11 protein-coding genes and 1 tRNA gene are annotated in these 11,353 nt (G+C 63.1%); 10 read left to right on the forward strand and 2 right to left on the reverse strand.

Translation table 11 applies throughout. The annotated features are described in order from the left end of the window. The first annotated feature begins 6 nt into the window (after positions 1–6). The 3 genes from ACGYKA_RS10120 to ACGYKA_RS10130 are packed head-to-tail and all read left to right on the forward strand — an operon-like array spanning position 7 to position 3,781. A complete protein-coding gene (locus ACGYKA_RS10120) occupies positions 7–1,098 on the forward strand; it encodes a microcin C ABC transporter permease YejB (protein WP_394412273.1) in 1,092 nt (363 codons plus the stop codon). After that, positions 1,098–2,204 (forward strand): ABC transporter permease, encoded by a 1,107-nt coding sequence (locus tag ACGYKA_RS10125; RefSeq protein WP_271688359.1) that lies wholly within the window; start codon positions 1,098–1,100, stop codon positions 2,202–2,204. The genes ACGYKA_RS10120 and ACGYKA_RS10125 overlap by 1 nt, the downstream gene beginning before the upstream one ends. Continuing rightward, the gene (locus ACGYKA_RS10130; protein WP_394412275.1) at positions 2,201–3,781 is read left to right on the forward strand and encodes an ABC transporter ATP-binding protein; all 1,581 of its coding nucleotides are present in this window, start codon (positions 2,201–2,203) and stop codon (positions 3,779–3,781) included. Before ACGYKA_RS10125 ends, ACGYKA_RS10130 begins: the two co-directional genes overlap by 4 nt. A gap of 125 nt (positions 3,782–3,906) precedes the next feature. Here ACGYKA_RS10130 and ACGYKA_RS10135 read toward each other — a convergent pair whose 3' ends face one another. Further along, on the reverse strand, positions 3,907–5,370 hold the full coding sequence (locus ACGYKA_RS10135; protein WP_271688357.1) for a D-alanyl-D-alanine carboxypeptidase family protein: 1,464 nt from the start codon (positions 5,368–5,370) through the stop codon (positions 3,907–3,909). A gap of 263 nt (positions 5,371–5,633) precedes the next feature. Next, complete coding sequence (locus tag ACGYKA_RS10140) at positions 5,634–6,341, reverse strand: HAD family hydrolase (protein ID WP_276155000.1); 708 nt, start codon at positions 6,339–6,341, stop codon at positions 5,634–5,636. A gap of 156 nt (positions 6,342–6,497) precedes the next feature. Between ACGYKA_RS10140 and clpS the strand changes: the two genes are divergently transcribed. The 7 genes from clpS to ACGYKA_RS10175 all read left to right on the forward strand — a co-directional run bounded on the left by clpS (position 6,498) and on the right by ACGYKA_RS10175 (position 11,349). Next, positions 6,498–6,821: an ATP-dependent Clp protease adapter ClpS gene (gene clpS, locus ACGYKA_RS10145; RefSeq protein WP_067268646.1), complete on the forward strand. Its 324-nt coding sequence runs from the start codon at positions 6,498–6,500 to the stop codon at positions 6,819–6,821. 3 nt (positions 6,822–6,824) lie between these two features. Further along, a complete protein-coding gene (locus tag ACGYKA_RS10150) occupies positions 6,825–7,817 on the forward strand; it encodes a class I SAM-dependent methyltransferase (RefSeq protein WP_271688356.1) in 993 nt (330 codons plus the stop codon). 19 nt (positions 7,818–7,836) lie between these two features. Then, positions 7,837–8,637, forward strand: a complete 801-nt coding sequence (locus ACGYKA_RS10155) for an SDR family NAD(P)-dependent oxidoreductase (RefSeq protein ID WP_067268615.1) — start codon at positions 7,837–7,839, stop codon at positions 8,635–8,637. A gap of 89 nt (positions 8,638–8,726) precedes the next feature. After that, positions 8,727–8,803: transfer RNA gene (locus ACGYKA_RS10160), tRNA-Met, on the forward strand. 138 nt (positions 8,804–8,941) lie between these two features. Further along, positions 8,942–9,373: a thioesterase family protein gene (locus ACGYKA_RS10165; RefSeq protein ID WP_067268618.1), complete on the forward strand. Its 432-nt coding sequence runs from the start codon at positions 8,942–8,944 to the stop codon at positions 9,371–9,373. A gap of 75 nt (positions 9,374–9,448) precedes the next feature. Continuing rightward, a complete protein-coding gene (locus ACGYKA_RS10170) occupies positions 9,449–10,417 on the forward strand; it encodes a Gfo/Idh/MocA family protein (protein ID WP_276154334.1) in 969 nt (322 codons plus the stop codon). Then, a complete protein-coding gene (locus ACGYKA_RS10175) occupies positions 10,414–11,349 on the forward strand; it encodes an acetamidase/formamidase family protein (RefSeq protein WP_394412279.1) in 936 nt (311 codons plus the stop codon). Before ACGYKA_RS10170 ends, ACGYKA_RS10175 begins: the two co-directional genes overlap by 4 nt. Positions 11,350–11,353 lie beyond the last annotated feature (4 nt).

The raw sequence follows: 11,353 nt of genomic DNA on the forward strand, positions 1-11,353 counted from the left end.
GACCAAATGGGAGCCTATATCCTCAGACGGCTTTTGCTGGTGATCCCGACATTGTTCGGCATCATGCTGGTCAACTTCCTGCTGGTGCAATTCGTGCCCGGTGGCCCGGTTGAGCAGGCCATTGCCCGTATTCAGGGTGGCGGTGACGTCTTCGGCGGCTTTGCCGGGGGCAACAACGATGCGGGCGTCGACACCATGGCGCGCGGGTCCGACAGCACCTATGTCGGCGCGCGCGGCTTGCCGCCCGAGTTGATCGAGGAGTTGGAGAAGGAATTCGGCTTCGACAAACCCCCGGTGGAGCGGTTCTTTCACATGCTTTGGAACTACATGCGGCTCGATTTCGGCGAAAGCTATTTCCGCGCCATCAGCGTGATCGATCTGATCAAGGAAAAGCTGCCGGTGTCGATCACGCTTGGGCTCTGGTCGACGCTAATCGCGCATCTGGTCTCGATCCCGCTGGGCATCCGCAAGGCGGTGCGCGACGGCAGTAGGTTCGATACCTGGACCTCAGGGGCGATCATCGCGGCCTATGCGATCCCCGGGTTTCTCTTCGCGATCCTGCTATTGGTGCTCTTCGCCGGCGGCTCTTACTGGCAGATCTTCCCGCTGCGCGGCCTGACCTCGGATAATTTCGACAGCCTCAGCCCCTTGGGCAAGGTGGCCGATTACTTCTGGCACATCACCCTGCCGGTGCTGGCCTCCACGATCTCGGCCTTTGCCACGCTGACGCTGCTCACGAAGAACAGCTTTCTCGACGAGATAAAGAAGCAGTATGTCATCACCGCCCGCGCCAAGGGCCTGTCGGAGAGCAAGGTCCTCTATGGCCATGTCTTCCGCAACGCGATGCTGATCGTGATCGCCAGTTTCCCGGCGGTCTTCATCTCGGTCTTCTTTGGCGGGTCGATCATCATCGAGACGATCTTCAGCCTCGACGGGTTGGGGCGCCTCGGTTTCGAGGCCGCGGTGGCGCGGGACTATCCGATCGTTTTTGGCACGCTCTTTATCTTCGGCCTCATTGGCCTCGTGGTCGGCATCCTGTCTGATCTGATGTATGTGCTCGTCGACCCGCGCATCGACTTCGAGAAGAGGGAAGGCTGATGGCGCTGTCTCCGCTGAACCAGCGCCGTTGGCGCAATTTCACCGCGAACCGGCGCGCCTATTGGTCGCTGTGGATCTTCGCGATTCTGTTCGGGATTTCGCTGCTGGCCGAATTCGTGGCGAACGACAAGCCGATCCTCGTCAGCTACCGCGGCGAATATTACACGCCGATCTTCAACTTCTATCCTGAGACCGCCTTCGGCGGCGACTTCCAGACCGAGGCCGCCTACCGCGATCCTGAGGTGCAATGCCTCATCGCCACCGGCGGGCTGGACCTCTGTTTCGACGATCCGGAGGGCTACATCCTCGACGCCGAGGATGGCGAGGTCGAAGGGGAGGCAATCGAGACAGGCTGGGCGCTCTGGCCCGTCATTCCCTATTCCTACGACACCGCCGTGGACCGCCCCGGTGCCGCACCGCTGCCGCCCAACGGTCAGAATTGGCTCGGGACCGACGGCACAAAGCGCGACGTCATGGCCCGCGTCATCCACGGCTTTCGGTTGTCGGTGGTCTTCACCCTGATCGTGACCGGGGCGGCCTCGCTCATCGGCATCCTCGCGGGCGCGGTGCAGGGTTTCTTCGGCGGCTGGCTCGACCTCATTTTTCAGCGCATCATCGAGATCTGGTCTTCGACCCCGTCGCTCTACGTGATCATCATCATGTTCGCCATTCTGGGCCGAAGTTTCTGGCTTCTGGTTGTGCTTTTGGTGCTGTTTTCGTGGACCGCGCTGGTGGGCGTGGTGCGGGCCGAGTTCCTGCGTGCGCGCAACCTTGAATACGTCCGCGCGGCCCGGGCGCTTGGCGTGGGCAACGGCACGATCATGCTGCGCCACATGCTGCCAAACGCCATGGTGGCGACGCTGACCATGCTGCCCTTCATCATCACCGGCACGATCTCCACGCTGGCGACGCTCGACTTCCTCGGCTTCGGCCTGCCGTCCTCGGCCCCGTCGCTGGGCGAGTTGACGCTGCAGGCCAAGCAGAACCTGCAGGCGCCGTGGCTCGCCTTCTCGGCCTTCTTCACCTTTGCCATCATGCTGTCGCTTCTGGTCTTCATCTTCGAGGGCATCCGCGACGCATTCGACCCCAGAAAGACCTTCTCGTGACTGCATTGTTGGACGTCAAAGACCTGCAAGTCTCCTTCCGGCAGGACGGGCAGCTGATCCCGGCGGTGCGCGGGGTGAGCTTTGCCGTCAACCGCGGCGAGACGGTGGCGCTGGTGGGCGAAAGCGGCTCGGGCAAGTCGGTCTCGGCGCTGTCGACCGTGTCGCTGCTGGGCGAAAGCGCTGAGGTGAGCGGGTCGGTCACCTACAACGGCCAGCAGATGATCGGCGCCGACGACAAGCTGTTGCGCGACGTGCGCGGCAACGACATCTCCTTCATCTTCCAAGAGCCGATGACCTCGCTCAACCCGCTCCACACGATCGAGAAGCAACTGGCGGAATCGCTGGCGTTGCATCAGGGGCTGCAAGGTCAGGCGGCGCGGGCGCGGGTGCTGGAACTGCTCCAGCAAGTCGGCATCAACGACGCCGAAAGCCGCATGGGCGCCTATCCGCACCAGTTGTCAGGCGGGCAGCGGCAGCGCGTGATGATCGCCATGGCGCTGGCCAACAAGCCCGACATCCTGATCGCGGATGAGCCGACGACGGCGCTCGACGTGACCATTCAGGCGCAGATCCTCGACCTGTTGAAGGATTTGAAGGACGAGATGGGGATGGGGCTTTTGTTCATCACGCATGACCTCGGCATCGTGCGGCGCATCGCGGACCGGGTCTTCGTCATGCAAAAGGGGCTGGTGGTCGAGGAAGGGCCGACGGCGGAGATTTTCGACAACCCGCAGCACCCCTACACGCGCAAACTGCTCGGCGCAGAGCCCACGGGCGCGCCCGCCCCGGTGGCCGAGGATGCGCCCGAAGTGCTGCGCACCGATAATCTCAAGGTCTGGTTTCCGATCCAGAAAGGCCTGCTGCGCCGGACCGTGGGCCATGTGAAGGCCGTCAACGACACCAGCCTGTCGATCCGCGCGGGCGAGACCCTGGGCATCGTCGGCGAAAGCGGCTCGGGCAAGACCACGGCGGCGCTGGCGATCATGCGGCTCATCGGCTCGGAAGGGGAGGTGACCTTCCGCGGTGAGGACCTGCGCAAATGGTCGACCAAGAAGCTGCGCCGGCTGCGCGCCGACATGCAGATCGTCTTTCAGGACCCCTTCGGCTCGCTCAGCCCGCGGATGACCTGTTTCCAGATCATCAGTGAGGGGCTTGCGATCCACAAGATCGACAAGGGGCGCGACAAGCGCGAGTTGGTCGCCGAGGTGATGACCGAGGTCGGGCTCGACCCCGCGACGATGGACCGCTACCCGCATGAGTTCTCCGGCGGACAACGCCAGCGCATCGCCATCGCCCGCGCCATGGTGCTGCGCCCGAAACTGCTGGTTCTGGACGAGCCGACCTCGGCATTGGACATGACCGTGCAGGTGCAGATCGTCGATCTTCTGCGAGATTTGCAGGCGAAATACGGGCTGGCCTATCTCTTCATCAGTCACGACCTGAAGGTGGTGCGGGCGATGTCGCACAAGGTGATGGTGATGAAACGCGGTGACGTGGTGGAATATGGGGACGTCGACGCGCTTTATGACAATCCGCAGACGGAATACACGCGGAGCCTGTTGCAGGCGGCAGGGTAAGCGGGCGTTGCATTTGCGGAGAGGGTAGGGGGCGCTGCCCTCATCGCGCCGGGGGCGCGATTCCCCCGCGGTATTTTTTAAAGGATGAAGTTGATTTGGTGGCGCTTTGGCCGCCCGGTGGTGGTTTAGCCTTCGCTGGGGCCGATCATGAAGCAGCTGACGTTACGCGCGGCCAGACGGCGGCAGGCGAGGTCGGCGCTTTCGCGGGACATGCCGAGGAAGTTCGCGTCAAAGCCTTGTGGGCGGCGCACCACTTTGCGCAGCGTGCCATCGAGGGTCGACATTTCGGCCAGGGCGGTTTTCAGCAGGACCTTCTCGGCGGCGTAGCGGCTGGGGAAACGGCCCACGTTCACGCCCCAGTGGCGCCCGCCGGAGGTGGAGACGCGGGTCACGATCTCTTGCTCTACCGCCTGTTGTACCGCCAGCTTCACATCCTGGGGGCGCGGTTCGGGGCGGGGGGAGGCTTTGGCGGCGGCGATGACGACCTCGGCCTCATTGGCCTCTGGGGTGGGCGCGGCGGCGGGCGGGGTTGGTGGCGTCTCAACCGCTTCGCGCAGCGCTGCTGTGATATCGCTGTTGGAGACCACGCTGGTTGCCTCGGGCGCGGCGGCGGTGGCCACGACGACGACATCGCTGCGGGGGCGCAGTTGCGGGCGTTTGGAGGTGGTGACGGCGCCGACGAGGCGGATCGTTTTGCCTGCGGCGCCGGGGGCGGTTTCCACATCGGCGTAGACGGGCGGGACCGGTTTGCGCAGCGGCGCGGAGGAGGGCGCGCGGCGGAAGCCGAGGTCCATAAGCTCGGCCACTTTGGCGTTGCGCGAGGCGGTGGATTTGCCGCCGAAGACGGTCACGATGATGCGCTCATTGCCCCGTTCGGCCGAGGCGGTGAGGTTGAAGCCAGCGGCGCGGGTGTAGCCGGTCTTGATGCCGTCTGCCCCTTTGTAGGATCCCAGAAACCGGCGATTCGTATGGGAGACCTTGCGCACGCCCGCATCGGCGGTGATGCGCGAGAAGAGGTTGTAGTATTGCGGGTAATCATAGAGCAGGTGGCGGCCCATGCGGGTCATGTCGCGGGCGGTGGAGAGGTGGCCGCTCTCGGTCAGCCCGTGCATGTTTTTGAACGTGGTGCGCGTCATGCCAAGCTGTTTGGCGGTGCGGTTCATCCGGCGGGCGAAGGCGGCCTCAGAACCGCCAATGGCCTCGCCGATCGCGGTGGCGGCATCATTGGCGGATTTCACGGCGGCGGCGCGGATGAGATAGCGTAGGGCGATCTTTTGGCCCGGGCGCATGCCCAATTTGCTGGGCGGCTCGGAGGCCGCGTTTTTCGAGATCGTCACTTGGGTATCGAGAGAGATTTCCCCCCGTTCCACCGCTTGGAAGGCGATATAGAGGGTCATCATCTTGGTCAGCGAAGCCGGGTGCAGGCGGGTATCGGCATTCTCGGCGTGGATTTCTTTGCCGGTGCGGGCGTCGATGACATAGGCGGCGTAGGGGGCAGCGATCGCGCTGAGGGGCAGGAGAACCAGAACCCAGAGTGCTGCGAATAGAAATAGCCCGTAACGGGCCGGCTGAATGCGCCGAGCCTTCATATTTGCCTGCCTTTTACTGCCTCAGGTCGCCGATTTCTGGCTGACCATTTATTAATTGGTTCAAGGCTAGCATAGGACGCCGCATCGCGGAAGCCGTCGAATCCAGTGAACAGGGGAAAAAGGGGCGGATCTCTCCTCCAATATGTAGAGGCTTGCGCACATCAACCCACTATAAGCGCGAATAAGGCAAGAATTGGGCGGAAATTGGCCGGCAGTGCGGCATTTTCGGCGATGTGTCAGAACGACTCAGGCGCGGGGCCGAGTCACCCCGACACGATCTTTTTCACTGTCTCCGGGAGGCCTGAGAGGTCGCTGATCTGGGCAAAACGGGGGGAATTGGTTGGCGCTTCGGCATGTTCCATTGCCCATGTGAGGTCGTGAGGCACATAGACGCCCCAGCCGCCTGCCGCGATCATCGGGCGCACGTCGGAGGCCATCGAGTTGCCAACCATCAGCCCCCGTTCGGCACCTTGGCCATGCTGCTCAAAAATGTGGCGATAGGCGGTTTCGGTCTTGTGAGAGACGATTTCGACCGCGTCGAACCTATCGCGCAGGCCCGATTGGGCCAGTTTGCGCTCTTGGTCCAGCAGGTCGCCTTTGGTCACCACGATGAGCCGGTAGTCGCCGCGTAGGTTTTCCAGCACGTCTTCGACATGGGGCAGCAGTTCGATGGGATGGTCCAGCATGTCACGCCCGGCGGCGAGCAGATCGTTGATCACCTCGGCGGGGACTTTGCCCTCGGTTACCTCGATCGCGGTCTCGATCATCGACAGGGTGAAGCCTTTGATCCCATAGCCGTAATGCGGCAGATTCCGCCGTTCGGCCTCCAGCAGCCGGGCCATCAGGTGGTCGCGTTCACTATGTTCGGCCAGAAGGGCTGCAAAACGGTCGTGAGAGAGTGCAAAGTAGCGTTCATTATGCCACAATGTGTCATCCGCATCGAAACCGATGGTGGTGAGTGCCCCGCCCATATGTGCTGCCTCTTTCCTAAATTGGTTCAGGGGTTATATAGACGGCTGCACGACGAACAAGCTCTACCCCCAGCCGCAGGAGCAGCAATGCACCGTGACGACGTGAAAGCAGATTGGACGATCCAGCCCGCAGGCCGGCCCGCGCCGGGCGCGTGGATGATGGCCGACGGCCCCAAGGATGACGACGACAGCGAGTTGCTGACCAAGACCCGCCCCAAGACCAAACGCCCGCCGCTCTACAAGGTGATGTTGCTGAACGACGATTTCACCCCGATGGAATTCGTGGTGCATGTCTTGGAACGTTTCTTTGGCCTGAACCACGCGCAGGCGTTCGAGATCATGTTGACGGTTCACAAGAAGGGGCTGGCCGTGGTTGGCGTCTTTAGCCACGAGATCGCGGAGACGAAAGTCGCGCAGGTGATGGATTTCGCCCGGCGTCACCAGCATCCGCTGCAATGCACCATGGAAAAAGAAGAATAACACGTGATTGATCCGCGACTGGAACTGGCCCTGAACGGCGGTGGGCTAGACCTGCCCGAAACTGGGGTGATCGCTGTTTTTCAGCCCCCTGTGGATGCGGATTTGGCCGGTCTTCCGCCCGAGCGTTGCAAGATCATTCACGATTTCAAGCCAGCCTATGACGCGTGGACGGCGCGGGGCTATGAGGCGGCGCATTCGATCGAGGGGCGCTATGCTGCGGCCATCGTCTGTCTGCCGCGCGCCAAACATGAGGCCCGCGCTTTGGTGGCCCAAGCCTGCGCTGTGAGCGACGGGCCGGTGGTGGTTGACGGGCAAAAGACCGATGGCGCAGATTCCATCCTGCGCGAGATGCGGGCGCGGGTGACGGTGCAGGGGCCGATCTCCAAGGCGCATGGCAAGCTTTACTGGATCGACGCGGGCGCGAGCGATTTTTTCACCGATTGGGAGGCTGGTCCGGCCCAGACGGAAGGTGGCTTTTGGACCGCGCCGGGGGTGTTCTCTGCCGATGGGGTCGATCTGGCCTCGGCGCTTTTGGTGGACGTGCTGCCCGATAACCTCGGGGCTGAAGTGGCCGATCTGGGGGCGGGCTGGGGGTTCCTTTCGGCGCATATTTTGACGCGGCCCAAGGTGAAGACAGTGCATTTGGTCGAGGCCGGGCATATGGCGCTGGAATGCGCGCGCCATAACGTGACCGATGACCGCGCCGTGTTCCATTGGGAGGATGCCACCGAATGGCAGCCCCCGCACCGGATGGATACCGTGGTGATGAACCCGCCTTTCCACACAGGCCGCGCAGCCGAGCCGCAGATCGGTCAGGCCTTTGTCGCCGCGGCCGCGCGGATCCTTTCGGGGCAGGGCGATCTGTGGATGGTGGCCAACCGGCATCTGCCCTATGAGGCGGAACTGAAGAAACGCTTTGCTCAGGTGGCCGAGCTTGGAGGCGATGCGCGGTTCAAACTGTTCCACGCCACACGCCCGCTGACCCGGCGCCGCTGAGCCAAAAGGGGGTATCCCGATGTCATTCTCGATCTCTGGTAAAACAGCCATCATCACCGGCGCGGCGGACGGGATCGGCCTTGCCATCGCGCGGCATCTGGCCGACCGGGGCGCCAATGTGATGTGCGCCGATTCCAACGAGAAAAAGCTGATGGAAGAGCTGGGCGACACGCCGGACGACGGCAATATCCGCGTCTTTGCCGGTGATCTGCGTCAGCGGCTGACCATCGCCAACCTCGTCTCGGCCACGATCGACGCCTATGATCAGGTCGATATCCTCGTGAATGCCTCGCGGCAGGTGATGCCGACCGATCCGCTGGATGTGGAAGACGGCTCGGTCGAGACGCTGTTGCAGCAAAACCTGATGACGGCGCTGCAATTGTCGCAGCAGGTGGCGCGGCGGATGATCAAACAGGCCGAGGGCCAGACCGAGGGGCAGGTGGGGTCGATCATCAACCTTAGCTCCATCGCGGCACAGCGCCACCAGCCGGATATGATGGGCTATGCCATCGCCTCGGCGGCGGTGCAGCAGATGACCCGCTCGCTGGCGCTGGTGCTGGCGCCGCATCGGATACGGGTGAATGCGATCTCTTTCGGTTCGGTGATGAGCGCGTCCCTCCGCGCCGCCGTGGCCGAAAACCGCGATTGGCGCGACGACATCCGCGCGCATACGCCGCTTGGCCGGATCGCCGGGCCGAACGAGCTTTGCGAGGCGGTGCAATTCCTCGCCGCTGAAAGTTCGGGCTTCATGACGGGCGAAATCATGACCATCGACGGCGGGCGCACCCTGCTCGATGTGGTGTCGGCCCCCGCGCATTGAGGGCGGGCGGCAGTTTTCTGTGGCAAAAGTGAAATCATCCAGATTTCGCCCTTGACCCCAATGCCAAGCTGCCTTATCCGACGCGCCACGGCGTTATAGCTCAGTTGGTTAGAGCGAACGACTCATAATCGTTAGGTCCCTGGTTCAAATCCAGGTAACGCCACCATCCTCCCCCCTTTGTTTCAGATGAGCATCCGGCGTCAGCGCTGCTGCGTGTGCGCCGCGCTTTGGTTGCGCATGGGGCTGGAAGGGATAGAAGATAGCCCATGCCCCGCGCGGGTTTGAGCAGAATGAAAGCAGCCTTATGACCACGGAAAACTTCGTTCACGAGATCAACGTCACTTGGGGCGATTGTGACCCGGCGCAGATCGCCTATACCGCGCGGCTGCCCTATTTCGCGCTGGATGCGATCAACGCGTGGTGGGAGGCGCATTTTGACGGTGATGGCTGGTTTCAGCTTCAGATCGACCGCAATATCGGCACGCCTTTCGTCAACCTGTCGATGGATTTCCGCAGCCCGGTCACCCCGCGGCACAAGCTGATGTGCGAAACCTATCCGACGCGGCTTGGTAATAAGTCCATCACCTTCGGCATGAAGGCGCGGCAGAATGGGGTGCTGTGTTTCGAAGGGTCTTTCACCTGCGTCTTTACCATCGCGGATGTGTTCAAAAGCCAATCCGCGCCCGAAGAACTGGCTCGTGTGATCAAACCTTTGGTCCGCGCCGACCTCGCCTGAGGCAATTGCGCCGCGCGCAGTTGAAGTTCCCCCGATTGCAGCGTCTTATCGCGCAGCACATTGAGGGAGACGAAGATGACGATCAGGACTGCGGTAATCGGATTAGGGATCATGGGGCGGCGCATGGCCGAGAACATGGTGCTGCACCCTGACTTCACGGTCACCACCATGTGGGATCCCGACCCCGCCGCCTGTGCCGCCGCGCAAGAGGCCGCGCCGGAGGCGGTTGTCTCCGCCACGGCGTCCGAGGCGATGGCCGATGTCGATCTCGTCTATCTCGCCTGCCCCCCGGTGCCGCGCAAAGCCTATGCGCTTGAGGCCGCGGCGGCGGGTAAGGCGATCTTCCTCGAAAAACCGCTTGGCGTGGACATTGCCGAGAGCCGCGCCTTGGTGGCCGAGTTGCAGGCCGCGGGCGTTCCGGCGGCGGTCAACTTTACCCAAGCGGCGGGGGCGGCGCTGACCGATCTGACGCGGTCGATCGAAGAGGGCGCGCTTGGCGATCTTTGCGGCATCGACATCATCGTGACCTATCCGGCATGGCCCCGCGCGTGGCAGGTGGATGCCGATTGGCTGCGCTTTGCCGCTGAGGGGGGCATGACGCGCGAGGTGATCTCGCATTTCCTGTTCTTGAGCGAGCGGGTGTTGGGGCCACTGACCCTGCAATGGGCTCATGCGGAATACCCTGACGACAAGCTCTGCGAGACCCATGTTGCGGCGCGGCTGGTCAATGCCGAGGGCTTGCCGGTTTCGATCCTCGGTTCTGTCGGCGGCGCGCAGCCGGACCGGCAGGAGGTGACGGTGAAAGGCGCGAAGGCCAGCCGTCGCATCTCGGAATTCTCTATCGACACCGTCTCGACCGGGGAGGATTTCGCGCCGACCAGCGACGTCCCCGCCGACACCCGGGCGACCAGCCTTAAGGCGCAACTCGATGATATGGCGCTGCTGATGGCGGGCAAGACCAGCCGTCTGGCGACACCAGAGGAAGCGCTGCGGGTGCAAGAACTGATCGAAGGCATCTTGGCCAACCGGGGGGTGCAGTCATGACCGCCACGCTGCAATCTTCGCCCGAGACCTGCCATTGGGGCTATTTCGAGGCCAGCCGCCCGCCTGCGCTGACCATCCAAAGCGGCGAAGAGGTGATAATCAACACCGTCTCTGGCGCGCCCAATTGCCTGCCGCCCGAGGGCTTCCACGTCCCACCCGAACTCTACGACATCCACAAGGCGGGCCCGCCGCCGATGCCGGGCCATATCCTGACCGGGCCGGTCGCCGTCGAAGGTGCGATGCCCGGCGATGTGCTGAAGGTCGAAATCCTTGATGTCGCGCTGCGGCAGGACTGGGGGTATAACTTCATCCGCCCCTTGGCGGGCACGCTGCCGCAGGATTTCCCCGAGACCTATCACAGCAATATCCCGCTGGATGCAGAGCGGGGCGTCGCCCGGCTGCCTTGGGGGCTGGAACTGCCCTTGGCCCCGTTCTTTGGCGTGATGGCCGTGGCGCCGCCGCCCGAATGGGGCCGGATCGCCACCATTGAGCCGCGCAAACATGGGGGCAATCTGGACAACAAGGAACTGGTGGCGGGCAGCACGCTTTACCTGCCGGTCTTCAACGAAGGGGCGCTGTTTTCCTGCGGGGACGGGCATGGCGCGCAGGGCGATGGAGAGGTCTGCGTCACGGCGATTGAAACGGCGCTACAGGGCCGCTTTCGTCTGACCGTGCTGAAGGACCGCGCGCTTAGCTATCCGCAGGCCGAAACGCCGAGCCATGTGATTACCATGGGCATGGCCCCCGACCTCGACCGCTGCGCGGAGATGGCCCTGCGCGACATGATCGCATTGGTCTCTGCACGCGCGGGGATCAGCCGCGAGGATGCCTATGTGCTCTGTTCGCTGGCGGGCGATCTGCGGATCACCCAGACGGTGAACCGTGAAAAGGGCGTGCATATGATGATGGCGAAAGAGTTGATCGGCGGTTAACCGC

This window comes from Sulfitobacter sp. 1A15106 (assembly GCF_043556995.1).
Lineage (GTDB): Bacteria > Pseudomonadota > Alphaproteobacteria > Rhodobacterales > Rhodobacteraceae > Sulfitobacter > Sulfitobacter faviae.

Coding starts and splice junctions, on each gene's coding strand:
- ACGYKA_RS10120 (WP_394412273.1), top strand. CDS start 7: ATGGGAGCCTATATCCTCAGACGGCTTTTGCTGGTGATCCCGACATTG.
- ACGYKA_RS10125 (WP_271688359.1), top strand. CDS start 1,098: ATGGCGCTGTCTCCGCTGAACCAGCGCCGTTGGCGCAATTTCACCGCG.
- ACGYKA_RS10135 (WP_271688357.1), bottom strand. CDS start 5,370: ATGAAGGCTCGGCGCATTCAGCCGGCCCGTTACGGGCTATTTCTATTC.
- ACGYKA_RS10140 (WP_276155000.1), bottom strand. CDS start 6,341: ATGGGCGGGGCACTCACCACCATCGGTTTCGATGCGGATGACACATTG.
- clpS (WP_067268646.1), top strand. CDS start 6,498: ATGATGGCCGACGGCCCCAAGGATGACGACGACAGCGAGTTGCTGACC.
- ACGYKA_RS10155 (WP_067268615.1), top strand. CDS start 7,837: ATGTCATTCTCGATCTCTGGTAAAACAGCCATCATCACCGGCGCGGCG.
- ACGYKA_RS10165 (WP_067268618.1), top strand. CDS start 8,942: ATGACCACGGAAAACTTCGTTCACGAGATCAACGTCACTTGGGGCGAT.
- ACGYKA_RS10170 (WP_276154334.1), top strand. CDS start 9,449: ATGACGATCAGGACTGCGGTAATCGGATTAGGGATCATGGGGCGGCGC.
- ACGYKA_RS10175 (WP_394412279.1), top strand. CDS start 10,414: ATGACCGCCACGCTGCAATCTTCGCCCGAGACCTGCCATTGGGGCTAT.